The organism is Polaromonas sp. (assembly GCF_012927455.1).
Classification (GTDB): Bacteria; Pseudomonadota; Gammaproteobacteria; order Burkholderiales; family Burkholderiaceae_C; genus Polaromonas.
Map to the genome: position 1 here is coordinate 163,852 of NZ_JABBPE010000016.1, position 26,679 is coordinate 190,530.

At 62.4% G+C, this 26,679-nt stretch carries 21 protein-coding genes; 9 read left to right on the forward strand and 12 right to left on the reverse strand.

Annotation, left to right across the window (positions count from 1 at the left end):
* Position 1: 1 nt before the first annotated feature.
* Genes kdpA through kdpE form a run of 5 tightly spaced genes read left to right on the forward strand, consistent with a single transcriptional unit; the run spans position 2 to position 7,930 of the window.
* Positions 2 to 1,801 (forward strand): potassium-transporting ATPase subunit KdpA, encoded by a 1,800-nt coding sequence (gene kdpA / locus HHJ18_RS15855; protein ID WP_296916818.1) that lies wholly within the window; start codon positions 2 to 4, stop codon positions 1,799 to 1,801.
* 20 nt (positions 1,802 to 1,821) lie between these two features.
* Positions 1,822 to 3,897 carry a potassium-transporting ATPase subunit KdpB gene (gene kdpB / locus HHJ18_RS15860; RefSeq protein ID WP_296916819.1) on the forward strand — a complete coding sequence of 692 codons (2,076 nt, stop codon included), beginning with the start codon at positions 1,822 to 1,824 and terminating at the stop codon, positions 3,895 to 3,897.
* Positions 3,898 to 3,906: 9 nt separating this feature from the next.
* Entirely contained in the window at positions 3,907 to 4,479 is a 573-nt protein-coding gene (kdpC, locus tag HHJ18_RS15865) for a potassium-transporting ATPase subunit KdpC (protein ID WP_296916820.1), read from the forward strand.
* A 34-nt stretch (positions 4,480 to 4,513) separates the two neighbouring features.
* Entirely contained in the window at positions 4,514 to 7,213 is a 2,700-nt protein-coding gene (locus HHJ18_RS15870; protein WP_296916821.1) for a DUF4118 domain-containing protein, read from the forward strand.
* A gap of 9 nt (positions 7,214 to 7,222) precedes the next feature.
* Positions 7,223 to 7,930 (forward strand): two-component system response regulator KdpE, encoded by a 708-nt coding sequence (kdpE, locus tag HHJ18_RS15875; RefSeq protein WP_296916822.1) that lies wholly within the window; start codon positions 7,223 to 7,225, stop codon positions 7,928 to 7,930.
* A 97-nt stretch (positions 7,931 to 8,027) separates the two neighbouring features.
* On the opposite strand, the gene HHJ18_RS15880 is transcribed toward kdpE, so the two are convergent.
* Both HHJ18_RS15880 and fba read right to left on the reverse strand, forming a co-directional pair.
* A complete protein-coding gene (locus HHJ18_RS15880; protein ID WP_296916823.1) occupies positions 8,028 to 8,954 on the reverse strand; it encodes a phosphoribosylaminoimidazolesuccinocarboxamide synthase in 927 nt (308 codons plus the stop codon).
* A gap of 137 nt (positions 8,955 to 9,091) precedes the next feature.
* Positions 9,092 to 10,156: a class II fructose-bisphosphate aldolase gene (gene fba / locus HHJ18_RS15885; RefSeq protein ID WP_296916824.1), complete on the reverse strand. Its 1,065-nt coding sequence runs from the start codon at positions 10,154 to 10,156 to the stop codon at positions 9,092 to 9,094.
* A 487-nt stretch (positions 10,157 to 10,643) separates the two neighbouring features.
* Between fba and HHJ18_RS15890 the strand changes: the two genes are divergently transcribed.
* Positions 10,644 to 11,330 carry a phosphatase PAP2 family protein gene (locus tag HHJ18_RS15890; RefSeq protein ID WP_296916825.1) on the forward strand — a complete coding sequence of 229 codons (687 nt, stop codon included), beginning with the start codon at positions 10,644 to 10,646 and terminating at the stop codon, positions 11,328 to 11,330.
* On the opposite strand, the gene HHJ18_RS15895 is transcribed toward HHJ18_RS15890, so the two are convergent.
* From HHJ18_RS15895 to def, 7 genes are all read right to left on the reverse strand, one after another.
* Complete coding sequence (locus HHJ18_RS15895) at positions 11,242 to 12,090, reverse strand: alpha/beta hydrolase (RefSeq protein WP_296916826.1); 849 nt, start codon at positions 12,088 to 12,090, stop codon at positions 11,242 to 11,244. The two genes, HHJ18_RS15890 and HHJ18_RS15895, sit on opposite strands and share 89 nt — an antisense overlap.
* A gap of 94 nt (positions 12,091 to 12,184) precedes the next feature.
* Positions 12,185 to 13,618, reverse strand: coding sequence for a pyruvate kinase (gene pyk / locus HHJ18_RS15900; RefSeq protein ID WP_296916827.1), 1,434 nt, complete (start codon positions 13,616 to 13,618; stop codon positions 12,185 to 12,187).
* Between the two features lie 303 nt (positions 13,619 to 13,921).
* Positions 13,922 to 15,115: a phosphoglycerate kinase gene (locus tag HHJ18_RS15905; RefSeq protein ID WP_296916828.1), complete on the reverse strand. Its 1,194-nt coding sequence runs from the start codon at positions 15,113 to 15,115 to the stop codon at positions 13,922 to 13,924.
* Between the two features lie 283 nt (positions 15,116 to 15,398).
* The gene (locus HHJ18_RS15910) at positions 15,399 to 15,734 is read right to left on the reverse strand and encodes an AzlD domain-containing protein (protein ID WP_296916829.1); all 336 of its coding nucleotides are present in this window, start codon (positions 15,732 to 15,734) and stop codon (positions 15,399 to 15,401) included.
* Positions 15,731 to 16,441, reverse strand: a complete 711-nt coding sequence (locus HHJ18_RS15915) for an AzlC family ABC transporter permease (RefSeq protein WP_296917350.1) — start codon at positions 16,439 to 16,441, stop codon at positions 15,731 to 15,733. The genes HHJ18_RS15910 and HHJ18_RS15915 overlap by 4 nt, the downstream gene beginning before the upstream one ends.
* Before the next feature lie 61 nt (positions 16,442 to 16,502).
* Entirely contained in the window at positions 16,503 to 17,489 is a 987-nt protein-coding gene (fmt, locus tag HHJ18_RS15920) for a methionyl-tRNA formyltransferase (RefSeq protein ID WP_296916830.1), read from the reverse strand.
* Positions 17,490 to 17,587: 98 nt separating this feature from the next.
* Positions 17,588 to 18,109, reverse strand: coding sequence for a peptide deformylase (gene def, locus HHJ18_RS15925; RefSeq protein ID WP_296916831.1), 522 nt, complete (start codon positions 18,107 to 18,109; stop codon positions 17,588 to 17,590).
* Between the two features lie 213 nt (positions 18,110 to 18,322).
* Between def and HHJ18_RS15930 the strand changes: the two genes are divergently transcribed.
* The 3 genes from HHJ18_RS15930 to HHJ18_RS15940 all read left to right on the forward strand — a co-directional run bounded on the left by HHJ18_RS15930 (position 18,323) and on the right by HHJ18_RS15940 (position 21,331).
* On the forward strand, positions 18,323 to 19,546 hold the full coding sequence (locus HHJ18_RS15930) for a LysM peptidoglycan-binding domain-containing protein (RefSeq protein WP_296916832.1): 1,224 nt from the start codon (positions 18,323 to 18,325) through the stop codon (positions 19,544 to 19,546).
* 59 nt (positions 19,547 to 19,605) lie between these two features.
* Positions 19,606 to 20,754, forward strand: a complete 1,149-nt coding sequence (gene dprA, locus HHJ18_RS15935) for a DNA-processing protein DprA (protein ID WP_296916833.1) — start codon at positions 19,606 to 19,608, stop codon at positions 20,752 to 20,754.
* Positions 20,755 to 20,818: 64 nt separating this feature from the next.
* The gene (locus tag HHJ18_RS15940) at positions 20,819 to 21,331 is read left to right on the forward strand and encodes a DUF494 domain-containing protein (RefSeq protein WP_296916834.1); all 513 of its coding nucleotides are present in this window, start codon (positions 20,819 to 20,821) and stop codon (positions 21,329 to 21,331) included.
* Positions 21,332 to 21,415: 84 nt separating this feature from the next.
* On the opposite strand, the gene HHJ18_RS15945 is transcribed toward HHJ18_RS15940, so the two are convergent.
* Genes HHJ18_RS15945 through secD form a run of 3 tightly spaced genes read right to left on the reverse strand, consistent with a single transcriptional unit; the run spans position 21,416 to position 26,626 of the window.
* Entirely contained in the window at positions 21,416 to 23,761 is a 2,346-nt protein-coding gene (locus tag HHJ18_RS15945; protein WP_296916835.1) for a DUF1631 family protein, read from the reverse strand.
* A 21-nt stretch (positions 23,762 to 23,782) separates the two neighbouring features.
* Positions 23,783 to 24,736, reverse strand: a complete 954-nt coding sequence (gene secF, locus HHJ18_RS15950; protein ID WP_296916836.1) for a protein translocase subunit SecF — start codon at positions 24,734 to 24,736, stop codon at positions 23,783 to 23,785.
* 15 nt (positions 24,737 to 24,751) lie between these two features.
* Positions 24,752 to 26,626, reverse strand: coding sequence for a protein translocase subunit SecD (gene secD / locus HHJ18_RS15955; RefSeq protein ID WP_296916837.1), 1,875 nt, complete (start codon positions 26,624 to 26,626; stop codon positions 24,752 to 24,754).
* Positions 26,627 to 26,679 lie beyond the last annotated feature (53 nt).

Genomic DNA, 26,679 nt, shown 5'->3' on the forward strand with positions numbered 1-26,679 from the left:
GATGAACTCTTCAAGCTGGGGCCTGCTGGCCGTTTTTCTCGGGGTTCTGCTGGTGGCCGCCTGGCCAGTCGGCATCTGGCTGGCGCGCCTGAGTTCCGGAAACCTGCCGCCCTGGATGTTGCGGCTGGAGGCGCCCTTGTACCGCCTGGCGGGTACTTCGGCAGACCAGTCGATGAAGTGGTCGCACTACGCGCTGGCGCTGCTGGCCTTCAATCTGCTCGGCGTACTGATGGTCTATGCGCTGCAGCGCCTGCAGGTCTGGCTGCCGCTCAATCCGGCCGGTATGGCGGCGGTCTCGCCTGATTCGGCTTTCAATACCGCCATCAGCTTTGTCGCCAACACCAACTGGCAGGGTTATGCCGGTGAGTCCACCATGAGCTACCTGACGCAGATGCTGGCGCTGGCAGTGCAGAACTTTTTATCCGCCGCCACCGGCATCGCGGTGGTGTTTGCGCTGTTTCGCGGGTTTGCCGCACGCTCCACCGGGGTGATCGGCAATTTTTGGGTGGACGTCACGCGCATCACGGCCTGGTTGCTGGTTCCCTTGTCGCTGGTGTTCGCGGTATTTCTCGTGGGTCAGGGCGTGATCCAGAACTTCGACAGCTACAAGGAGGCGACGACGCTGGAAGTCACCAGCTACAGCCAGCCTAAAAAAGATGCCGCAGGTGAAGTCATGAAGGACGCCAAAGGCGAGCCAGTCATGGAAGACCTGAAGGCTGACAAGCAGACGCTTGCCATGGGCCCGGTCGCTTCGCAGGAAGCCATCAAAATGCTGGGCACCAATGGTGGCGGATTTTTCAACGCCAATTCGGCCCACCCTTACGAAAACCCGACGGCGCTGGTCAACTTTTTCCAGATGTTGGCGATTTTTCTCATTCCTGCCGGCTTGGTGTTTGCTTTTGGCCGTGTTGTGGGTGACTCGCGCCAGGGCTGGGCCGTTTTGGCGACGATGACCGTAATTTTTGTTATGGCGGTCGTGGCGATCACACCTGCCGAGCAGGCGGGCAACCCCCTGCTGCTGCCGCTGGGGGTGGACCAGGCCGCCAGCGCGCTGCAATCGGGCGGAAATATGGAAGGCAAGGAAACCCGCTTCGGCATCAACGCCTCCGCTTTGTTCGCGGTCATCACCACGGCGGCCTCCTGTGGCGCCGTCAACGCCATGCACGACTCCTTCACGCCGCTGGGAGGCATGGTGCCCATGGTGATGATGCAGCTCGGCGAAGTAGTGTTCGGCGGCGTCGGCACCGGCCTGTACGGCATGCTGGTGTTCGCCATTTTGGCGGTGTTCATTGCCGGGCTGATGATAGGCCGCACACCGGAGTATCTGGGCAAGAAAATCGAGTCGCATGAGATGAAGCTGGTCTCGATCGCCATTCTGATCACGCCGATTTTGGTGCTCGCAGGAACCGCCATCGCCGTGATGGCAGGCGCTGGCAGGGCGGGCATTGCGAACCCCGGTGCGCACGGGTTCTCCGAAATTCTTTATGCGCTGACCTCGGCCGCCAATAACAATGGCAGCGCCTTTGCCGGGCTGTCGGCCAACACGCCGTTCTACAACACGCTGCTGGGGCTGGTGATGTGGCTGGGCCGCTTCGGCGTGATCGTGCCGGTGCTGGCGATTGCCGGCGCGCTCGCGGCCAAGAAGCGCTTGCCGGTGACGGCAGGGACCATGCCGACCCATGGCCCGCTGTTTGTGTTCCTACTGATCGGGACAGTGCTGCTGGTCGGCCTGCTCAATTACGTTCCGGCGCTGGCGCTAGGACCGGTTGTCGAGCATTTGATGCTGTGGCCAGCCAAATAAACCACAAAAGAGTAATTAATATGAGTACCAAAAAACCTTTTGTATTGCTGGACCCTGCCCTGCTTACGCCAGCCATCGCAGCTTCTTTTACCAAGCTGAGTCCGCGCGTGCAATGGCGCAACCCGGTGATGTTCGTGGTCTACATCGGCAGCATCCTGACCACCTTGCTAGGCCTGCAGGCACTGCAGTCCCAGGGCGAAACGTCGGCGGGATTCATCTTTGCCGTGGCCGTGTGGCTGTGGTTCACCGTGCTGTTCGCCAATTTCGCCGAAGCGCTGGCCGAGGGCCGCAGCAAGGCGCAAGCCGCTTCGCTGCGCAGCCTGAAGAAGAGCACCTTGGCCAAGAAACTTCAGACGCCAAAACACGGCTCCAACTGGTTGCCAGAGCAGGCTGAAAACCTGCGCAAGGGCGATGTCGCGCTGGTCGAGGCGGGCGACATGATTCCGCTGGACGGCGAAGTCATCGAAGGCGTCGCCTCGGTCGACGAGAGCGCCATCACTGGCGAATCGGCACCCGTCGTGCGCGAGTCGGGCGGCGACTTCTCGTCGGTGACCGGCGGCACGCGCGTGTTGTCCGACTGGCTGGTGGTGCGCATCGTGGTCAACCCGGGCGAATCGTTTCTGGACCGCATGATCAGCATGGTCGAAGGCGCCAAACGCCAGAAAACACCGAACGAAATTGCGCTGACGATTTTGCTGGTGGCGCTGACCATCGTGTTTTTGATCGTCACGGTCACCTTGCTGCCGTTTTCAATTTTCAGCGTGGCGGCGGCCGGCGCGGGCCAGGTCGTTGGCATGACCGCCCTGATCGCCTTGCTGGTGTGCCTGATTCCCACCACCATCGGCGGCCTGTTGTCGGCCGTCGGCGTGGCGGGCATGAGCCGCATGATGCAGGCCAATGTGATTGCCACCTCGGGCCGTGCCGTGGAAGCGGCCGGCGACGTCGATGTGCTGCTGCTTGATAAAACCGGCACCATCACCCACGGCAACCGCCAGGCTTCGGCATTTTTTCCGGCCCCGGGCGTCTCGCAAGCCCAGCTAGCGCTCTGCGCCATGCAGGCGTCGATGGCCGATGAAACGCCCGAGGGCCGCAGTATCGTGGCACTGGCCCAGCGTCTTGGCGCCAGCGAGCCGCTGATGGGCGACAGCCATGAGGTGCCTTTCACGGCGCAGACGCGGATGAGCGGCATGGATGCGCAAAAAGGCGACGGCAGCACGCGCCAGTTGCGCAAGGGCGCGGTCGATGCGGTTCGCAAGCATGTGGAGGCGCTGGGTGGCGCTATGCCTGCCGAAGTGGCTCGCGCGGCCGATGAGGCAGCGCGCCGCGGCAGCACACCGCTGGCGGTTTCCGACGGCAACATCGTGCTCGGAGTGGTGGAGCTCAAGGACATCGTCAAGTCCGACATCAAGCAACGCTTCGGCGAGCTGCGGCGCATGGGCATCAAGACGGTGATGATCACCGGCGATAACAAGCTCACGGCGGCGGCGATTGCCGCGGAAGCGGGTGTCGATGATTTTCTGGCCGAGGCCACGCCGGAAGACAAGCTCAAGCTGATTCGCCAGTACCAGGCCGAAGGCCGGCTGGTGGCCATGATGGGTGACGGCACCAACGACGCACCGGCGCTAGCGCAGGCCGACGTGGCAGTGGCGATGAACAGCGGCACCCAGGCGGCCAAGGAGGCCGGCAACATGGTCGATCTCGATTCGAATCCGACCAAGCTGCTGGAGATTGTGGAGACTGGCAAGGCGCTGTTAATGACGCGTGGCTCGCTCACCACCTTTTCGATTGCCAACGACGTGGCCAAGTACTTCGCCATCATTCCAGCGATTTTTGTGACCACTTATCCGCAGCTGGCAGCCCTCAATGTGATGCGCCTGGGCAGCCCCTCCTCGGCCATATTGTCGGCGGTGATTTTCAACGCGCTGATCATCATGTTTTTGATCCCGCTGGCGCTCAAGGGCGTGAAGTACCGCGCCGTCGGCGCGGCTGCGCTGCTGCGCCGCAATCTGTTGATTTACGGCCTGGGCGGCTTGATCGTGCCTTTCATCGGCATCAAGGCGATCGACCTGCTGCTGGTGGCGATAAATCTCGTTTAAGGAAAAATCATGAAAAACATTCTTCGTCCTGCATTAATCCTCTTCTTGGTGCTGACGCTGCTAACCGGCGTGGCCTACCCGCTGGTGGTGACCGGTGTGGCGCAATCCCTGTTCCCGGTGCAGGCCGCGGGCAGCCTGATCCTGCGCGATGGCAAACCCGTGGGCTCCGAGTTGATCGGGCAAAACTTCAGTGACCCCAAACATTTCTGGGGCCGTCCCTCGGCCACCGGGCTTATGCCTTACAACGCAGCGGCCTCCAGCGGCTCGAACCAGGGCCCGCTCAATCCGGCGCTGGTGGATGCGGTCAAAGGCCGGGTCGAAGCGCTCAGGGCGGCCGATCCGGGCAACACGGCTGCGGTGCCGGTGGACTTGGTCACCGCTTCGGCCAGTGGACTCGATCCGCACATCAGCCCGGCTGCCGCCCGCTACCAGGCGGCACGCGTGGCCAGGGCCCGCAATGTGCCGGTCGACAAGGTGCAAAGCCTGGTCGAGCAGCAGACCGAAACACCTCTGCTTGGCTTTTTTGGTGAGCCCCGTATCCATGTGCTCAAGGTCAATCTGGCACTCGATGCCTTGAAGTGAGTGGCTGCGCCAAACACTGCGGTAACCTGTCGCCATGACCGCAACCAGCAGCCAGCGCCCCGACCCTGACGAACTGTTGCAGCGACTGCAACAGCAGGCAGAACAGGGCGCGCGCGGAAAACTCCGCATCTATTTCGGCGCCAGCGCGGGCGTCGGCAAAACCTACGCGATGCTCAGCGCCGCCCAGCGCGAACTGAAAACCGGGCGCGACATTCTGGTCGGCGTGATTGAAACGCATGGACGCAGCGAAACCGCCGAATTGCTGGCCGGGCTTGCGCAATTGCCGCTGCGCCAGGTGCCTTACCGCGGCCGCATTTTGCAGGAATTCGACCTCGACGCGGCGCTGGCGCGCAAGCCCGCCGTGCTGCTGGTCGATGAGCTGGCGCACAGCAATGTGGACGGCTCGCGCCACCTCAAGCGCTGGCAGGACGTGCAAGAACTGCTGGAAGCCGGTATCGATATCTGGTCGGCGGTCAACGTGCAGCACTTGGAAAGCTTGAACGGCACGGTCGGCGCCATCACCGGCATCCGGATCAATGAAACCGTGCCCGATACGGTGCTGGATGCGGCCGACGAGATCATTCTGGTCGATGTGACGCCGGACGAGCTGACGGCGCGCCTGAAGGCCGGCAAGGTTTACCTGCCGCAGCAGGCCGAACGCGCGGCGCAAAACTTTTTTCGCAAGGGCAACCTGATCGCCTTGCGGGAGATTGCGCTGCGGCGCACCGCCGAGCATGTCGAGGACGATGTGCGCAGCTACCGCATCGACAAATCGATCGCCCCGGTGTGGAACACCGAAGGCGCCATTCTGGCTTGCATTGGGCCGCGCGAAGGCGCCGAGCAGACCGTGCGCACGGCAGCCCGGCTGGCCGGCCAGCTCAACGTGCGCTGGCATGCGGCTTATGTGGAGACCCCGCGCCTGCAGCGGCTCAAGGTAGCCGAGCGCGACCGGATTCTGGCGGTCATGAAACTGGCGGAAGACCTGGGCGCCGCCACGGCCGTGCTGGCAGGCAACGATGCAGCGGCTGAACTGGTGGCGCAGGCGCAAATGCTTAACTGCGCCACGCTGGTGGTTGGTCGTCCCCAACTGCCGGACTGGTCAGCGCTGTGGAGCAGCCGCACCATGACACGCAGGCTGGCGACGCTGGCCCCGACGTTGGACCTTGTCGAGGTGGGCCACGCCGACAGCGCGCGGCGGCTGGCGCCGGCCGTGCAGCGTGGCGATGAAGAAGGCGCCGCCGCCTGGTACGGCAGCGTGCCGCCGTATGCCTGGGCCCTTGCCAGCAGCGTGGCCATCACCGTACTGGCGACGCCGCTGCTGAAATTTTTTGACCTGGCCAACATCGTCATGCTGTTCCTGCTGGGCACGGTGGGGGTCGCGCTGAAGTTCGGGCGCGGCCCGGCGGCGCTGGCGGCTTTCCTCAATGTGGCGGCGTTTGATTTCTTCTTTGTGCCGCCGCGCCTGTCGTTTGCGGTCAGCGATGTTCAGTACCTGGTGACTTTCGCCGTGATGCTGGTCGTCGGCTTGCTGACGGGCCAACTGACGGCGGGCCTGCGGTTTCAGGCCAATATTTCGTCCAGCCGCGAGCGCCGCGCGCAGTCGCTGTTCGAGCTGACGCGCGACCTGTCGGCCGCCTTGATACACGCGCAGGTGGGCGAGCTCGGCGAAGCGGCGGTGCAGCGCAACTTCGGCGGACAGGCGCTGGTCCTGACCACAGATGCCAGGGACCAGCTGGTATTGCCCGGCCACGCGCCGCCGGGCTTTGACGCCAGCGTGGCCGACTGGGCGTTTCGCAATGCCCAGGCGGCCGGCCTGGCTACCGCCACCTTGTCGGCCCAGCCTTGGCATTACGTCCCGCTAAAAGCGCCCATGCGGGTGCGCGGCGTGCTGGCGCTGCAGCCAGCAAAGCCGCGCTGGCTTTTGATTCCCGAGCAATTGCAGCAGCTCGACACGCTGGCCCGGCAAATCGCCATTGCACTGGAGCGCGTGCACTACGTCGACATTGCCCAGCAGGCGGTGGTGGAGATGGAGTCGGAGCGGCTGCGCAACACGCTGCTGGCGGCGATCTCGCACGATGTGCGCACGCCGCTGACGGCGCTGATCGGGCTGGCCGAATCGCTGCAGCGCTCGTTGCCGCCGCTGAGCCGGCAGCAAGCCGACATGGCACAAGCCATGACGCAGCAGGCGCGCCAGCTCAATGCCCTGGTGACCAATCTGCTGGACATGGCGCGTTTGCAGAACGCCGGGGTTAATTTGAACAGCGAATGGCAGTCGGTCGAGGAGGTGGTGGGTTCGGCGATTCGCGCTGCCCAGCCAGCGCTCGACGGCAAGGCCGTGCACACCGAAATACCGCCGAATTTGCCGCTGGTCGAATTTGACGCAGTGCTGATGGAGCGGGTGCTGGTGAACTTGCTGGAAAATGCCGCCAAGTATGGTGCGCCGCCATACGAAATCCGCGCCAGCGTGTCGCCCGACAGCCTGGTAGTGGTCGTGCGCGACCACGGGCCGGGGCTGCCGCCGGCCATGCGTGGCCGCGAGTCCGAACTGTTCGAGAAATTCACTCGGGGACAGACCGAGTCAGCCACGCCGGGCGTCGGGCTGGGCTTGGCCATCTGCAAAGCCATTGCGGACGCGCATCGCGGCCAGATCGTGGCCGGCAACGCCGTCGGAGGCGGTGCGCAATTCACCTTGAGCCTGCCGCGCCGCTCGCCTCCGGTACCGGCCCTTGACTAAACTTCGCCTATGTCAAATCCCGTAGTCATCGTCATAGAAGACGAGCCGCAAATTCGCCGTTTCGTTCGCAGCGCGCTGCAGGCCGAAGGCTGGCAGGTGTTTGAGGCGGAGACGGCAAAAAAAGGCCTGACTGAGGCGGGCACGCGCAAACCCGACCTGCTGGTGCTGGATCTGGGCTTGCCTGACGGCGACGGGCTGGACCTGATTCGCGACGTGCGCGGCTGGTCGGCTGTGCCCATCATTGTGCTGTCGGCGCGCTCTGACGAGGCCGACAAGATTGCCGCGCTGGATGCCGGCGCCGACGACTATTTGACCAAGCCGTTTGGCGTGGGCGAGCTGCTGGCCAGAGTCCGCGCCAATCTGCGGCGACCGCGCGCTGCGGCGGGCGGCCCCGGTGCGGGGGAAGAGGCTGACCCGGTGTTTCGCTTTGGCGAGGTCGAAGTGGACCGCCAGGCCAGGCTGGTGCGGCGCGCCGGCAGCGAGGTGCATCTGACGCCCATTGAGTACCGTTTGCTGACGGTGCTGATCGCCAACGCAGGCCGGGTGCTGACGCATCGCCAGTTGCTGCGCGAAGTCTGGGGGCCGTCGCATGCCGAGCAGAACCATTACCTGCGCATTTACATGGGCCATCTGCGGCAAAAGCTGGAGATCGATCCGACCCAGCCCCGGCATTTGCTGACGGAAACCGCTGTTGGCTATCGCCTGCTGGCGCCGTAAGCGCTTTAAACGCCAGAATTCGCATCAAATAGCGCTGCAGCCCATATGGCACGGGCGCAAGCAGCTATTTAATTAATAGCAAAACAGCGTGATGGGCTCAGGCCGTCAGCCGCGTCATCGCCTCTTGGTACTTGGCCGCCGTCCTGGCAATCACGTCAGGCGGCAGATGCGGCGATGGCGGGGTTTTGTCCCAGGGTTTGCCATTGATGCGCACGGCCTCCAGCCAGTCGCGCACAAACTGCTTGTCGTAGCTGGGCGGGTTTTGTCCGCCGGCAAAAGCCGCCTGGTAGCCTTCGACCGGCCAGTACCGCGACGAATCAGGCGTCAGCACTTCGTCCATCAGCGTCAGCGTGCCGTGTTCATCAAGGCCAAACTCAAACTTGGTGTCTGCAATGATGATGCCCTTGGTCAGCGCGAAAGCGGCTGCCGTCTGGTAGATCGCGATGCTGAGATTTTTGATCTGCGCGGCGAGTTCGGCACCGACGACTTTCACCACCTGTTCGTAGCTGATGTTTTCGTCATGCTCGCCCGCCTGGGCCTTGGCGGCGGGCGTGAAGATCGGTTCGGGCAGCTGGCTGGCGTTTTTCAGTCCGGCGGGCAGCGCGACGCCGCAAACTGACTGGCTCTGCTGGTATTCCTGCCAGCCGCTACCGGCCAGGTAACCACGCACCACGGCTTCGACAGGAATCGGCTTCAGGCGTTTGACCAGCATGGAGCGGCCGGTGACCTGCGCCATTTCCGCCGCCGTGACCACGCTTTCGGGCGCTTCGCCGGTCAGGTGGTTGGGGCAGAGGTGGCCCAGCTTGTCGAACCAGAACAGCGCCATTTGCGTCAGCAGCGCGCCCTTGCCGGGAATCGGCTCGCCGAGAATCACGTCAAAAGCGCTCAGGCGGTCGCTGGCCACCATCAGCAGCCTGTCCTTGCCCACGGCGTAGTTGTCGCGAACCTTGCCGCGCGCGAGCAGCGGCAAGGAGGTCAGGGCAGAGGTATGAAGGGCGGGGATTTTGGGAAGCAAGGAGGTCATGCGGGTGCTGCCATGGTGGAAGTGAAAAAGCCCGCGCGACCTGGGCAGGTCCGCGAGCTTCAATTATCACCAATCCCGGCGCGCCGATGGCCCACCGCAAGGTGCAGGGGCAAGTGCTGCCCCGATTCATTTAACGGTCAGTGCACGACCTGGGCCAACTCGCCCTTGGCGTATCGGCCTGCCACAACCGACAGGCTGTCGCCCTTGATCTTGCCGGCCTGACCTTCGCACCCAAACTCCCGGTAACGCTGCTTGCAGATGGCTTTGGCCGCCAGCGTGGCCGGCTTGAGCCATTCACGCGGATCGAATTTGCTGGGGTTCTCGGCCAAGAACTTGCGCACGGCGGCCGTCATGGCCAAGCGGATGTCGGTGTCGATGTTGATCTTGCGCACGCCGAACTGGATCGCCTTCTGGATCTCTTCGACCGGCACGCCGTAGGTCTCTTTCATATCGCCGCCGTATTCGCGGATGATGGCCAGCAGGTCTTGCGGCACGCTCGACGAGCCGTGCATGACCAGATGGGTGTTGGGGATGCGTCGGTTGATTTCCTTGACGCGTTCAATCGCCAGGATGTCGCCGGTGGGCTTGCGCGTGAACTTGTAGGCGCCATGGCTGGTGCCGATGGCAATGGCCAGCGCGTCGAGCTGGGTACGCTTGACGAAGTCGGCGGCCTGCTCGGGGTCGGTCAGCAACTGGTCGTGCGTCATGACCGCATCGCTGCCGTGGCCGTCTTCCTTCTCGCCCTGCATGGTTTCCAGGCTGCCGAGGCAACCGAGTTCGCCCTCGACCGAGACGCCCGTCGCGTGCGCCATTTCGACGACCTTGCGGGTGACTTCGACGTTGTAGTCGTAGTCGGCAATGGTCTTGCCGTCGGCCATCAACGAGCCGTCCATCATGACCGAGCTGAAGCCCAGCTTGATGGCGCCGGCGCAGACATCAGGGCTCTGGCCGTGGTCCTGGTGCATGACGACTGGGATGTGCGGATAGCTTTCAACCGCGGCCTGGATCAGGTGCTTGAGAAAGCCCTCACCGGCGTATTTGCGGGCGCCGGCGCTGGCCTGCATGATCACCGGGGCATTGACCTCGTCGGCCGCCTGCATGATGGCGGTGACCTGCTCCAGGTTGTTGACGTTGAAAGCCGGAATACCGTAGCCATTGGCGGCGGCATGGTCCAGCAGCTCGCGCATCGAAACGAGTGCCATGATCGAACTCCCAGAAAGTTAAAAAGCTGTCAAGAAAAGGTGGCTCGCCAGCGCAAGACCGCGCGACGTGAACGCCGGGTCGTAACCGCCTCGTAACCGAGTTTTTTATTCTACCGGTTGCCGCCGGCTGGGTCTGTCGATCAAAGAGCCGGAAAATTCAATAAGTAACAGCGTGTATCGAAAAACCGGCAGCGAGGTCGCTTGTTGCAGGGCTTGCGCTTACCCGGCTAGCCCTGCCTTGGCCAGTAACGCCCTGTCCAGACTTACCATCTGTTGCTGTAAATCGGCCCGGCTAGCACGCGCCACCGGCCTGCCAGGGAAGCGCTGGCAGTCGCGGCTTTCTCGGCTCGACGGTTAAGCCCTGCTTAAGACAAACCCGCTATCTTTGCGTTTCGCTTCGCAAGACAATGCCTCACTCTTCATGGCCCGTCAGCAGATCTTCCACACTCTCGCCCCACCGCGTATTTTTCTATGGTCTGCATGCAGTTTGCTACTGTTGCTGCTTTGGGATTTTTCTGGTCTTGATCTGCAGCTGGCGCAGTGGTTTGGCTCTGCCCGCGGCTTTCCGCTGGAGAAACACTGGCTCTGGCGCGGCGTGCTGCATGACGGCATTCGCTACCTGCCCTGGCTGCTGGAGCTGGCACTGCTGCTGGCCATGGCCTGGCCTTTCGGCGCCATCAAACAGCTGCAGATGGAGCGGCGGATGCAACTGGCACTGAGTACGCTGGTCGCCCTGTTGGTGGTGTCCAGCATCAAGCGGTACAGCAGCACCAGCTGCCCCTGGGACTTGCAGCAATTTGGCGGCACGGCAAGCTACCTGTCGCACTGGGCCTGGGGCGTTGCCGATGGTGGCGGCGGCGGCTGCTTTCCCGCCGGCCATGCCTCGGCGGGTTTTGCCTTTGTTGGCGGATTCTTTGCGTTTCGCCATGCCTTGCCGGCGACGGCGCGCCGCTGGCTTGTCGGGGCGCTGGCCGTGGGCTTGCTGCTGGGGCTGGCGCAGCAGGTGCGTGGCGCGCACTACCTGAGTCACACGCTGTGGACCGGCTGGTTGTGCTGGGCCAGCGCCGCCGTGGTTGACCTGGGGGTCAGCCAGCTGATTTCACGAAAGCCTGCACGCGCTCCAGCACCGGCGCCCGCCCTCTCAGGACTGACGCCATCGATGCCAGCAAAGTGACGTGGCTGACGCTGTCAAACAATTCTGATTGAACCGCTACACCGCTGGCTTTAAGCCGCTGCGCCAAGGCCAAGGTGCTGCGTTGCGGGTTGACCAAACGGTCCTGCGCTGGCGCCAGCAACAGCGCTCTGGGCGATGCCGCTGACGCATGCAGCAGCGGCTGGCTGTCTGCCGGCGTGTCTGGCCAATTGAATGCGACCCGGGACAGCGGCTCGACAATCGGTAAAAAATCATAAGGCCCGGCCAGCCCGATCCAGCCTGCCAGCCGCGTGGGCTTCAGCCCCTCGGCCGCCAGCCAGCGGCTGTCGAGTGCCACCATGGCGGCGTTGTAGGCACCCGCGCTGTGGCCCATGACAAAGATTTTGGCAGGGTCCGCGTCGTAGTCGGCTGCGTGCTGCAAAGCCCACGCGACAGCTCGGGCGCTGTCCTGCACAAAAGCCGGATAGCGAAAGGCCGGGCTCAGGCGGTAGTCAGCGACCATGGCCACGATGCCACTGGAGGCGAGCGCCTCGCCCACAAAGCGGTAGTCGGCGCGCTCGCCAGAGGACCAGTTGCCGCCGTAGAAAAATACCACCAGCGGCGCCTGGCGCAGCGGAATCGCCGGCTGGTACACATCCAGGCTCTGGCGCGCGTCCGGACCGTAATGCAGGCCCTCGGTGCGCCGATAGGTGTCGGTTGCCACGGTGGCATTGAGCAGATCGACGCCCGAGCAAGCGGTGAGGAGCGCGGGCAGCATGGCGAAAAGTGAGCGTCTGGGCATGGGGAGAAAGTTCGTGTGCATAAGAACTTATACGCAGTCCCCGCGCGCGCTGGATTCAGCCAAAGCCGCGTCTTGCTGCCAGCGTTTTACCGTTTTACGCTACACGGCAAATTTTGAGCATGTTGGTGCCGCCAGGCGCACCCATGGGCTCGCCGCAGGTGATGGCATAAACGTCGCCGCTCTGCACGATATTCAGGCGCAGCAGATGGCTTTCGGCCTGATCCAGCGCGGTGTCGCGGTCGGCGCTGCTGTCCATCAAAATCGGCCGCACATTGCGGTAGAGTGCCATCCGGCGCTGTGTCGCCAGATGGGGCGTCAACGCGTAAATGGGGGCGCGAATATCATGGCGGCTCATCCACAAGGGCGTCGAGCCGCTGTCGGTGAGCGCGACAATCGCCTTGGCACCCAGGTGGTGCGCTGTGAACAGGGCGCCCAGGGCAATTGACTGGTCGATGCGGGTAAAGGTCTTGCCCGAAAAATCGGCATCGAGTTCCTTGTATTCGGCCTTTTCGGCCTCCTCGCAGATTTTCGCCATTTCTTCGACCGTCTCCAGCGGGTATTTGCCGGCTGCGGTTTCGGCGCTCAGCATCACGGCATCAGTGCCGTCGAGCACGGCGTTGGCCACATCGCTGACCTCCGCGCGCGTCGGCACTGGGTTGAGGATCATGCTTTCCATCATCTGGGTCGCCGTGATGACGAATTTGTCAGCGGCCCTGGCCATTTTGATCATGCGTTTTTGCAGGGCCGGCACGGCGGCATTGCCGACTTCGACGGCCAGGTCGCCACGCGCCACCATGATGCCGTCGCTGACGCGCAGAATTTCATCGAGCCGGGGAATCGCTTCGGCGCGCTCAATCTTGGCGATCAGGCCGGGCTTGTGTTTGTAAGGCGCTGCGGCCACATTGCAGAGCTGGCGCGCCATTTCCATATCGGTGGCATTTTGGGGAAAGCTGACCGCCACATAGTCGGCCTGAAAGCTCATCGCAGTCCTGATGTCTTCCATGTCCTTGGCGGTCAGCGCGGGCGCCGTCAGGCCGCCGCCCTGCTTGTTGATGCCTTTGTTGTTGGACAGCACGCCGCCCAGCTTGACGCTGGTGTGCACTTCCTCACCACGCACCGCATCAACCGTCAGCACAATCAGGCCGTCGTTGAGCAACAACACATCGCCAGCCCGGACGTCGCGCGGCAACTCCTTGTAGTCCAGCCCCACCCCCTTGACATCGCCAGGTTCAGTGCGCGAGGCGTCGAGCACGAATTTTTCACCCGCGTGCAGCAAAACCTTGCCCTCGGCAAACTTGCCGACGCGGATTTTGGGGCCCTGCAGATCAGCCATGATGGCTACTTCACGGCCAGCGCGCTGGGACACTTCGCGCACCAGCTGCGCCAGCGCAACATGGTCTTGCGCCGTGCCGTGGCTGAAGTTCAGGCGCATCACGTTGACGCCTGCGTGTATCAATTTTTCCAGCATGACGGGGTCACTGGAAGCGGGGCCCAGGGTTGCAACGATTTTGGTAGCGCGACGCGTCATGGCGGGTTCCTGTAATTTAGTTTCTTATTTTTACACGGAACCTGTGACCTGCCGACTACCAAAAGGGCAAGCATCGGGCCGTCACTGCCTGACGAAAAACAGGGCGCATTGCTGCGCCAAATGGCGAACAGTGCCGGCAGGCGCCCCAAGAGATTGCGGTGCCAGCGTACGCGCAGGGGCTAAGAAAAATGGGCGCGAATGCGCCAATTTTTCTCAATTTCATGGCCAAATCGGCCTCTAGCCTATATACGTCGGGCGCAAGCAGCTATGATTTTAATAGCAACTGACGCCTAACATGGTGCTTCAACCGGCCGCCCGCTTCTCCAGGATTTCAAACGCCGGCAGTGTCTTGCCTTCCAGGATCTCCAGGAAGGCGCCGCCGCCGGTGGAGATGTAGTCCACCTGTTTCTCAATGCCATATTTGGCGATGGCCGCCAGCGTGTCGCCGCCGCCGGCGATTGAAAAGGCGCTGCTGTCTGCAATCGCGCGAGCGATGCCTTCGGTCCCTTTGGAAAAAGCGTCAAACTCGAAAACCCCCACCGGGCCGTTCCACACAATGGTGCCGGCCGCCTTGAGTTGCGCCGCCAGCCGGGCCGTGGTTTGCGGGCCGATGTCCAGAATCAGGTCATCGTCGTCCACATCGGTGGCGGCCTTGACGCTGGCGGGCGCGTCGGCGGCGAACGATTTGGCGCAGACCACGTCAGTGGGAATGGGCACTTCGGCGCCACGCGCTTTCATCGCCGCCATCACCCCTTGGGCCTCGGCCAGCAGATCGGCTTCGGCCAGGCTTTTACCAATCTTCAGGCCGGCGGCCAGCATGAAGGTGTTGGCAATGCCGCCACCGACGATCAGCTGGTCGACGTTGGCCGCGAGGGCCTTGAGAATGGTCAGCTTGGTCGAAACCTTGCTGCCGGCGACGATGGCGACCAGCGGCCGGCGCGGCTTGGCCAGCGCTTTGGAGATGGCATCCATCTCGGCCGCCAGCAGCGGGCCAGCGCAGGCGATAGGCGCGTACTGCGCAATGCCGTAGGTGGAAGCCTCGGCGCGGTGCGCCGTGCCGAAGGCGTCGTGCACAAAAATATCGCACAGCGCGGCCATCTTGCGGCTCAGCGCTTCGCTGTTTTTCTTCTCGCCTTTGTTGAGGCGGCAGTTCTCCAGCAGCACCAGCTGGCCGGGCTTGATGTCCACGCCGTCGACCCAGTTGGCTATCAGGGGAATGTCGCGCTTCATCAGCTCGCCCAGGCGCCTGGCCACGGGCGCCAGTGAATCGGCTGGCTTGAATTCGCCCTCGGCCGGGCGACCCAGGTGAGAGGTGACCATCACCGCGGCACCGGCATCGAGTGCCATCTGCAGGCAGGGAATCGAGGCCCGGATGCGGGTGTCTTCGGTGATGTTGGCGCTGTCGTCCAGCGGAACATTCAGATCGGCACGGATGAACACGCGCTGGCCCTTGGCCTTGCCGCTGGCACACAGATCGGAAAAACGGATGAAATTCATGGGGCGCTTCCAAAATACGAGTATTGAATGGCCCGTTGACGGGCGGTCGGCTGGAATTGTAGGCGGGCAGCGGCCGTGGGAAACATCCGTTCCCCACTAGCCGGGGCCACGGAACCGGCTTTGCCGGGCCGCAGGCGCAGCGGCCTCCTAGGTTTGGTAGCGGAGGATGCGGCGCCGCGAATCCACCAGCCGGGGCCGCGGGACTGGCTTCGCCAGACCGCAGGCGCAGCGCCCCCCTCGGGGGGCAGCGCAGTACGCGCAGCGACAAGCGTGGGGGCCACATTCACCAGCCCAGCCCCAGGTGCAGCGGCAGGTAAACCGCCATGCCGGCAAGGATGGTGCCGAGCAGGCCGCGGCGCCAGTAAAACCAGGCCGCACCGGCGGCCGTGGCGAACAGGCGCGCGTCTTGCCAGGAAGTAATGAAATGCCCTTGTGTCATGACCATCTCGGGAACGATCACCGCAGCCAGCGCCGCGATGGGCGCATAGTGCAGGCCGCGCTGGGCCCAGGCCGGCAGGCTCCAGGGCTGGCTGGAGAGGAAAAAGAAAGAGCGCGTGATGACGGTCACCAGCGCCATGGCAACGATGGTGACCACCGTCCACAAATCGGTCTGGTTCATGCGCTGTCACCGTTTTCAACATTGCGGGGTTGGGCGGCTTTGGCCAGACCGGGCTTTTCCAGCATCAGGCAAATCGCCACGGCGGCGGCGATGGCCACCACAATGTTGAGCTTGAGCGGCAACGCGAAGGCGGCCACGGCAGCAGCGCCGGCCACGCCAGCGGACACCGCGCGCAGCCGGGTAGTGGCGAGCGAACAGAGGATACCGAGCAGCGCCAAAATGCCGGCAAAACCGAGTCCCCAAGCCAGCGGAATGGCGTTGGCCAATGCAATGCCGAGCAGGCTGGCGCCGACCCAGCTGACCCAGTTCAAGGCGCAGTTGCCAGCCAGATACGCTTCCTGCGCGCGGATGGTCGCGGCCTCCGTGCTGGGGTGCGGGTAGCGTTTGGTGAACATCACGTAGGTCAGGTCGGCCGTGAAATAGCCGCTGGCCAGGCGCCGCCAGAGGCTTTGGTGCATCACATAAGGCCGCAGGTGCGCACTGAACACCACAAAGCGCAGATTGACGCAAAACGCGGTGGCCAGAATCACCCACATCGGTGCGCCTGCGGCGATTAGCGGCACGGCTGCCAGCTGCGAACTGCCGGCAAAAACCAGCAACCCCATCAGCACCGCCTCGGTCAGGCTCATGCCCGACTTGACCATGGCCACGCCGGTCATCAGCCCCCAGGCGGCAATGCCAGGCGCGACCGACGCCAGATCGGCCATGCCGACGCGAAACTCGGGGTGCCTGAACAACGCCCTCACGGCAAACGCTTTCTTTTTTCACTCATGGCGCTGGAGAAATCTGGTTGAAGACCATGCCAGGCCTGATTTCGAAACCGCGCAAAAAATCGGCGGCGCCGAGCGCCTTGCCGCCGGCCTTTTGTAGCCGGCTCACCCGCAGCACGGCGTCCAGCGTGCAAATATCCACGCCCTCGGGGCCGGCGGCCAGCACCTGCCCCGCTTGTGCATCGGCAGGCCGGGCCACGCCCGCCAGCACGGCGGCACGCCAGAACTTGATGGTGTCGCCCGCCAGAACAGCGGCGGCACCCGGAAAGGGATTGAAGGCGCGAATGCGGCGCTCCAGCGTGGCGGCGCTTTGCGTCAAGTCGAGCAGAGCTTCGCGTTTTTCAATCTTGTGGGCGTAGGTGATGCCTTCGAGCGGCTGCGGCACCGCTTGCAGCTGGCCACCAGCGGCCAATTGCAGCGCTTCAACGATGAGCCGGCCCCCCAGATCGGCCAGCTTGTCGTGCAAGGACTCGGTGTTGTCGTTCGGACTGATGCCCAGGCCCTGCACCAGCAACATGGCGCCGGTGTCCAGCCCCGCGTCCATCTGCATGATGGTCACACCGGTTTCTTGGTCGCCCGCCTCGATAGCCCGGTGAATCGGCGCGGCGCCGCGCCAGCGCGGCAGCAGCGAGGCGTGAATATTCAGACAACCTAGCCTCGGAGCATCGAGCACCCACTGCGGCAGGATCAGCCCGTAGGCCGCCACCACCATGACATCGGCGCGCACCACCGCAATCGCCGCGCGGGCGGCAGCAGCGTCTTCCGGGTACTTGCCGTCCAGCCGCAGGCTGCGAGGTTGCGCCAGAGTGATCGGCGCCGGCTGGCCTTGCACCCACCGCTTGACGGCAGAGGCCTGCAGCTTCATGCCGCGGCCCGCAGGGCGGTCGGGTTGCGTCAACACCAGCACAATTTCAAAGCCTGCGTCGTGCAATCTTGCCAGCGCCTCGCAGGCAAACTCAGGGGTCCCGGCAAAAATGATGCGCATGGGGGAAGATTCTAAAGACTCGCCGGAAGCAGTTTCTCAGCCTCGCTTTCGCACTCGGGCCAAGCGGCGGCGGCAGCAACAAAACTGCCAGCCCCTAATCAGTAGCTGGCCTCGCGTTCCTCGTCTTTTTTCTGCTTGATCATCTTGGTCTTGATGCGGTTGCGCTTGAGCGGTGACAGGTATTCCACAAACACTTTGCCCATCAAGTGATCCATTTCATGCTGGATGCAAACCGCCAGCGTGCCTTCGGCGACGTGCAACTGACGCTTGCCGTCCAGATCCAGCGCCTGCACCCGAATGGCTGTGGCGCGCTCCACACCGTCGTAAATACCAGGCACCGACAGACAGCCCTCGTCACCGATACGGGTTTCGCTGCTGGCCCAGACCAGTTCCGGGTTGATCAGGACCAGCGGCTGGTCGCGACTTTCGCTCACATCAATCACGATCAACCGCTCATGCACATCCACCTGCGTCGCAGCCAGTCCTATGCCCGCCGCTTCGTACATGGTTTCGAGCATATCGGCTGCCAGCGTGCGCAGGCGGGCGTCCACGGCGGGCACGGACTTGGCCACCGTGTGCAGACGCTGGTCGGGATAACGAAGGATGGTCAGTTGGCTCATAGGGAAGGGGAAGAAAAGGGGCAAAAGATGGGATGTCGCTATTTTCGCCACTTTTCGCGGTTTTTTCAGCGCTTCGATATTCCCAGAAACGCATAATCGTTGCTTAATCAAGGGCTTAAGTACAAAATCGCCAGTGATTTATTAAGACAAAAAGCGGCCTTACTTATTAAAAAAGCCCGCGCCAGCCCTTTATGGGTCCAAAGAGCCTTCAAGATGCACATTACTTTTGGTCGTTTCAGTCGTATTTCAATAGCCGCCACGGCCTTGTTGGGCGCCACGGTCGGCCTGCATGCGCAGAATCTCCCCATCACACCCGGCCAGCAGGCTACCGCTAGCCAAGTGGCCTCCACCGGCGTTCCGCTGGGGGACCTGGCGCCCAATGCGCCTGACAGTTACAGCATCAAACGCGGCGACACGCTCTGGTCGATTTCCGGCCTGTTCCTCAAAAGCCCTTGGCGCTGGCCCGAGTTGTGGGGCATGAACCTGCAGGACATCCGCAACCCGCACCGTATTTATCCCGGTCAGCAGCTTTACCTGGACAAGTCCAACGGCCGCGCGACCCTGCGCACGCGTCAGGCGGCAGGCAATGGCCCGCCTACCAACACCGTGCGCGTGTCGCCCCGCACCCGCTCGGAGTCACTGGCGGACGCGTCCATCCCGACGCTGGCACCTCATCTGCTGGAGCCCTTTCTGGCCGAGGCAATGATTGTTGACGAGGCCACGTTTGCGCGGGCGCCGCGCATCGTGGCCACGCAAGAAGGCCGCGTGCTGCTCAGCCGCGGTGACCGCGCCTATGCGCGCGGTGAATATGTAGACGGTAATGCCAGCAGCAAACCCTTGAGCATTGCCAAGGGCGAACCACAAGACTTTCGGGTTTTTCGCAACGCCACACCGCTAAAAGACCCGACCACCCAGCAAATCCTGGGTTACGAGGCACAGTACGTCGGCCGGGCCGAACTGGTGCGTGGTGAATCGCTGGTCCAGACCAAAGACAAGGACGGCAAGGCGCAAACCGACATCGTGCCGGCCACCATTGACATCGTCGCAGCCAAGGAAGAAATGCGTGAGGGCGACCGCCTGATCGCCGAACCAGCACGCGAATTGCTCAGCTACGCGCCGCGTGCGCCCGCCACCCCCATCGCCGGCCAGATCGTTTCCATTTATGGCAGCGCAGTGGCCTTTGCAGCAGAAAACCAGGTCGTGGTGATCAACCGGGGCGCCCGAAACGGGCTGGAGCGCGGTCACGTGATGGCCATCATTACGGACGGTGCACGCCAGCGGGACAAGACCGACAGCGCCCGCCCGGACATGAAGCTGCCCAATGAGCGAAATGGTTTGCTGATGGTGTTCCGCACCTTTGAACAGCTGTCCTATGCGCTGATCCTTCAGGCAAGCGACAGCGTCAAGGTCGGCGACCATTTCGTCAATCCGAATTGACTTTTGCCTGGCCTGGCCGCGTCTACGCTGAGCCGCAAGACTGCTAAACCAACGCCCGCGTGGACGCTCTTGAGCTTCAAGCCTGGCTGCGGCTGACCCTGTCTCCAGGGATCGGCAACGGCGGGGCGCGCAAGTTACTCGCGGCCTTCGGTGCGGCGCAGGCGGTCTTTGCGCAAGGCGCGCCTGCCTTGCGGCAACTGGGCACCGACAAACTGGTGACGGCCATCCAGAACGAGCCGCCAACACTGGCGGCCCTGCTGCAGACCACGCTGGACTGGCTGCAGGCGGGCGATGACCGGCGCGTGGTGGTGCTGGGCGATGCCGCCTACCCGTCCGCCCTGCTCGACATCGAAGACCCGCCTTTAATGCTCTACATGCTCGGAGTCCATGTAAATAGGGCGCAGACAGCTATTAAAACAATAGCAGTCAACCTGGCCATCGTGGGCAGTCGCAACCCCACGCCGCAGGGTGAAAGCAATGCGCGGCAGTTTGCCAAGGTGTTCGGCAGCGCCGGACTGTGCGTGGTGTCGGGGCTGGCGCTGGGCATTGACGGGGCTGCCCACGACGGCGCGATGCTGGGTGGTGGCGAGACGATTGCGGTGGTCGGCACCGGGCTGGACCGGGTTTATCCAAAAAAACATCTCGCACTGGCGCACCGCATTGCCCAGCAGGGCATGCTCATCAGCGAGTTCCCGCTGGGGACGCCGCCGCTGATGGCCAATTTCCCGAAGCGCAACCGCATCATTTCCGGCTTGTCACGCGGTACGCTGGTGGTCGAGGCGGCGCTGCAGTCTGGTTCTCTGATCACGGCGCGGCTGGCGTCCGAGCAGGGCAAGGAGGTCTTTGCCATCCCTGGCTCAATTCATTCACCCCAATCGCGCGGTTGCCACGCGCTGATCAAGCAGGGCGCCAAGCTGGTTGAACTGGCCCAGGATGTACTGGAGGAAATGAACCTTCCGGGGGCTGGCCTGGCCCGTTCGGGCGCTTCGCATACAGAAACCTGTGCTGATGCGGATGCGGATGCAGCGCAACCGTCCGATGACCCGCTCATCGCAGCTCTGGGCTTTGATGCCGTGAGCCTGGACGCCCTGCAGGCACGCACTGGGCTGGACACTGCGCGGCTGCAGGCGCAACTGCTTGAACTCGAACTGGGTGGACAAGTTGCGCGCCTGCCAGGCGGCCTGTTCCAGCGTTTGGCGACGGGCTGATCCGGCAAATCCAGTCATCCAACAGGGTTGACACTGCCGCCACTATCTGCGTTATATTGAAGTCATGTTTGAAGTGCTGGTGTACGTTTATGAGAATTATTGGCAAGGCGATGCTTGCCCGGAGCTTCAGCGGCTGGGGCGCAAACTCACGGCGGCAGGCTTTGAGGCCGAGGAGATTCAGCAGGCCCTGGTGTGGCTGGACGGTCTGAACGTTGCAGCCCAACGCACCCAAATCAGTCTGCCAGAGCAGGCGTCAGCGGGCGCTACATCGCCTAGTATGCCCTTGGGCATGCAGGCGCAATCGGCCGACAGCCTGCGTATTTATTCGGTAGCCGAGCAAACGCACCTGGGCGCGCAAAGCCTGGGTTTTGTGAGTTTCCTGGAATCGTCCGGCGTGCTGCCGCCCCACATGCGTGAGATTGTTCTTGACCGTGCAATGGCGGCCCCAGGCGATCCCGTGACGCTCGATGACCTCAAAATCATCGTGCTCATGGTGTACTGGAGCTTTGGGGAAGAGCCCGATGCGCTGGTACTCGACGAATTGTGCGACGACACAGAATTCCGTATCGCGCATTGATCCCCCCCGGGCGGCGTCAGCTTGCCCCCAAAATCAGGCTTTCAGCAGCGCAGCTTGAACCGGCGACCCCTCAGACGGATATTTTCAGCCGAGAAGGCGTTCCGGATTGGCATCCAGCTTGGCGAGGGCGTCGCGCGTCGCGCGCACCGTCAGAGACTCTTCTTCTACCGGCACCAGTAAACCGGCTTGCAGATAGGCCGCCAGCCGGCGCGCCTGGATCAAGAAATTGCGTCCATCGGCCGCCGCAAACAGATGCAATTGCTTGCGCTCGCTGCACCAGGCGAACTGCACCTGACTCACCTTGCCGTTGTGGTCCAGGCTGAACCAGCTGCCCAGCTGCAACTCCTGCGCCCACGCGCGCATGGCCCCGGTCGGCTGACTGCCCCCATCGGCAATCACCTGAATATCGGCGGCATCAATGCCTATCATCGTCACCAGACTATCGATGTCCAGCGGCAAGTCGCCAACATCCTGATCGGACAGGTAGTCCTCCAGGTTGGCCAGCCGCTGGGCCATTGCGTCGATCCGCTCCATCGAGATGGCGTCGGTCTTCGACATGAAAGCGTCGGCCAGGGTATCACTGATGACTTTCAGCTCACGGTCTTGTTCTGCAGCCGTCAAGCCCAGCATCGACATGCCCAGACGCAGCAGTTGCAGCAACTTGGGTAGATCCGCAATCACGCGGGCGCGATCGGTGCGGTTCGGCTTGGCGCTGGCGGCCCATACCAGGCTGGCAGCAGCCTGCTTGAGAGAGATGGTCTCGGCGTGCTGCGCACCATTTTTCATCGCGGCAATAGCCAGCACTTCGGCCCATATCTTGAAAAGGAATTCGCGAATGGCCTCGCGCACCGGCATGTCATTGAGCATATTGCGCATCTCAATGGTGTACTGGATGGCCATGGTCTCCTTTTGCTCGACCTGCTGCGCCACGCTGACCACGCGCGCAGTGCTGCCTTTCTGAGACAGGAATTTGGAGAGGAACCTGTCAAATTCGTCGTAAACCAGCTGAAATACCCGGCGCCCGGTTTCAGGATATTGCTCTATCACCTGGACGATACGCTTGACTTCGGTTTCCAGCGCGCCGCCCGTCACCGTGACTTCGAAGCCAAGTACACACGCACCCATCCTGTCAATCAGCCGGCGCGCCGGATGCTGTAGCGACCCGAAAAACTCGGGTTCGGAAATCGCCACCCGCAGCACCGGCATTTGCAACCGGGCAAACCAGACGCGAATCACAGCCGGAATTCGATCCTCAGCCAGAATGCTCTGAAACATCAGGGCGACGATTTCAATCGTCGCTTTTTCAGAAGACGTGGTGGCTGCCCGCTTGAGCGCGCTGGTGCGCTGACGCAAGGCTCCGGCTGCGCGATCAACGTGCGCCGGCCCATACACCTGGCCCGGCGCATCATCGCGCAATGTGGCTGCCACGCCGCTGTCTTGCGCGCGCTGCACATCGACCATCGCCTGCGCAAGCGGTGCAGAGGCGTGCTGGGCGCGCGTGTCGTCAAAACCCGCGACATGGTCGGTCAACAACCGTTTGAGGTGGCCCATCACGCCCTGGGCGCGCATGCGCGCTCTGGCCAATGGCGTGGTCGCCGTTTGCATGCGGGTCTCTTCGTAGACCGCATTACTCGGAGCAGAAGTCTCCCGGCCTGCGGCAGCGCGCGCACCGTCATGGCCCGAAACGGAGCCGGAACCCGTTCCACTGCCAAATGGGGCCTTGGCACGAGGCTGCTCGGACGCCATCCCGTTAGCCGCTTTTCCAAGGGCTGCGGAGGGCGTGCGCTTGACCAAGGGGCGTAAATCAATTTCAGCCATCACGCCTTGCCGAACCAGAAATTCGTTGGTGGCGTGATAAATCTCAAGCAACTGCTCGCCCATGCTTCTGTGAATCAGCTCTTGCACCTGCAGCCAGCCCTCGCGCGGCAACAGGGCTTGAGTCCACTGTTCAACCAGATGCTGCGCCAGCACCTCGGGGCGAAAAATATCTTGTTTACTCAGTTCAGGAATAGCCTCGAGATTTTGCACGCGCAGCCGCAAGTCGTTCAATTCCCAGCTGACAAAATCCAGCAGGCGTAAGGCCAGCCGTGACCCGAGAATTTTGTCCTCCATCACATCATTGCCAATCAGTTCGAACTTGCTGCTGTCGGCAAATTTCGATGGGGCGGGAGTCGCAGCGATGGACTGCGCCTTGGACCACGCGCTGGCACTGCCCTGCACCCAGACCGCGCCGTTTTTCTGAAAGGACAGCGCGGCGTCACGCCATTGTTGCAATTCGCGCGCGGCGCCGGGCTGCTCGCTCATGGCCGACAGCCGCTCTCTAATCGTTTTGGCTAATTCGGGCAGCAAGCGGATCGCCCGCTCGGTGAACAAGGCACGTGCCTGCTCAACAATACTACTATTTGTTCTACTAGTTGGAACCACAACCACCCTGAATGATGAATTCGTAGCTTACACCGTGGCACCGGCGTTGGGGTCGTTCGGGTCCTCGTCCTTTTTGGTTGGCCCTTTGATCAGGTCTTCGCGCTTGATGCCCAGCCACATGGCGATGGCGGCCGCCACGAACACCGAAGAATAGATGCCGAACAGAATGCCGATGGTCAGGGCCAGCGCGAAGTAAAACAGCGTGGGGCCACCGAACAGCAACATCGACAGCACCATGATCTGGGTCGAGCCGTGGGTAATGATGGTGCGGCTGATGGTGGAGGTGATCGCGTTATCGATGATTTGCACCGTGTTCATTTTTCGGTAACGGCGAAAATTCTCGCGAATCCGGTCAAAAATTACCACCGATTCATTAACGGAATAGCCCAGTACAGCGAGTACTGCGGCCAGCACCGCGAGCGAAAACTCCCACTGGAAAAAAGCGAAAAACCCGAGGATGATGATCACGTCATGCAGGTTGGCAATGATGGCAGCCACCGCATATTTCCATTCAAACCGGAAGGCAAGGTAGACCATGATGCCGAAAATCACCATGGCCAGAGCCTTCAAGCCATCCTGCGCCAGTTCTTCGCCGACCTGCGGGCCGACAAACTCGGTGCGGCGCAGGGTCACATCGCTGTTGGTGGCCTTCAGCGCAGCCAAGACTTTGTCGCTTTGCTGGGCGGTGCTCACGCCCTTTTGCGCAGGCAAACGGATCATCACGTCACGCGAGGTTCCGAAGTTTTGCACCTGCACATCGGCCAGACCCAGGCTTGCCACGGTCTCGCGAATCTTGCCGACATCGGCTGCCTGGGTGTAATTCACCTCCATCAAGGTGCCGCCGGTGAACTCTACCGAAAGGTGGAGTCCGCGCGAGAACAGGAAAAACACCGCCAGCGCAAAAGTTGCAAAACTGACGCCGTTGAAAATCAAGGCATGCCGCATGAACGGAATGTCGCGGTGGATTTTGAAGAATTCCATCTGGGGTCCTTGGGATTATTTAGCCACGGCGCCGGACGCGGCAGGGCGCCACACCGTGCCAATGGATACGGTCTTGAGTTTTTTCTGGCGGCCATACCAGAGGTTGACGAGGCCGCGTGAGAAAAATACCGCCGAGAACATACTGGTCAAAATGCCGATGCAGTGCACCACGGCAAAGCCGCGTACCGGGCCAGAGCCAAAGGCCAGCAAGGCCAAGCCGACGATCAGCGTGGAAGTGTTGGAGTCCAGAATGGTCGCCCAGGCTCGCTCATAGCCCGCATGAATGGCCGCTTGGGGCGAAGCGCCGCCGCGCAATTCCTCGCGCACCCGTTCATTGATCAGCACGTTGGAGTCGATGGCCATGCCCAGCGCCAGCGCCATGGCGGCCATGCCGGGCAAGGTCAATGTCGCCTGAAGCATCGACAGCACGGCGACCAGCAGCAGCAGGTTGACGGCCAGCGCCAGGCCGGAAAACAGGCCAAACAGCATGTAGTAAACCGCCATGAAAGCGACGATCACCAGAAAGCCCCAAGACACGCTATGAAAGCCCTTGGAAATATTGTCGGCACCCAGCGTCGGGCCGATCGTGCGCTCTTCAATGATTTCCATGGGCGCGGCCAGGGAACCGGCGCGCAGCAGCAGCGCCAGGTCATTGGCCTCGCTCACGCTCATCGAGCCGGAAATCTGGAAGCGATTGCCCAGCTCGCTCTGGATCACGGGGGCCGTCAGCACCTCCCCCTTGCCCTTTTCAAATAGCAAAATCGCCATGCGCTTCTTGATGTTTTCGCGGCTGGTGTCGCGCATGATGCGCCCGCCCTTGGCATCGACGGTCAGGTCCACCTTGGGTTGCTGGCTCTGCGAGTCGAAGCCTGGTTGCGCGTCCGTCAGATTTTCACCGGTCAGGATCACCTGTTTCTTTACGATGACGGCCTGTCCACTGCGTTCGAAAAAACGCTCGGAGCCAAAAGGCACGGCGCCGCTGTTGTTCTCGGCGGCCCTGGCCTCGGCGCCGTCTTCCACCAGACGCATCTCCAGCGTGGCGGTGCGCCCGAGAATGTCCTTGGCCTTGGCTGTATCCTGCACGCCAGGCAGTTGCACCACGATACGATCTATGCCTTGCTGCTGAATCACCGGCTCGGAGACGCCCAGTTCGTTGATCCGGTTGTGCAAGGTCACGATGTTCTGCTTGAGCGCCTGGTCCTGGATGCGGCGTGCCGCCTCGGGCTTGATGGTGGCGGTTAGCCTGTATTCAGTGCCGTCCGGCGCATCGACGCTTTGAAGGTCGGGAAACTGCTCTTGTATCAACGCTTTGGCCAAGGCCAGGGTCGCGGAATCGCGGACCTTGATTTCAATGGATTGCCCATTGCGGTTGATCCCGCTGTGCCGGATATTTTTTTCGCGCAGCGACATGCGGATGTCACCGGCCAGCGATTCGGCGCGCTTGGTGAGTGCCGCCTGCATGTCCACCTGCAGCATGAAGTGAACGCCGCCGCGCAGGTCCAGACCCAGGTACATGGGAAAAGCATGCAGCGAAGTCAGCCAGGCGGGGGAGCGCGACAGCAAATTCAACGCGACGACATAGCCTGTAGTGCTGCCTTCGGGCGCCAGCGCCTTCTGCACTGCATCCTTGGCTTTCAACTGGGTATCGGTATCGCCAAAGCGCGCCTTGACAGAGTTGCCATCGAGCGTGATGGCATCGGCGGTGAGGCCGGCCGCCGTGAGCGCCTGCTCAACCCGACTGACAGTGGTGCTGTCTACCTTGGTAGTGGATTTGCTGCTGGAGATTTGCACCGCCGGCGCTTCGCCGAAAAAGTTGGGCAGCGTGTAGAGGGCTGCAATCAGTAGCGCGACCACAATGATGGCGTACTTCCAGGCCGGATATCGATTCATGGGAGGGCTGTTCCTGGTGGACGAAGAGGAAAAAAACGACGCGCGGCGCCTTC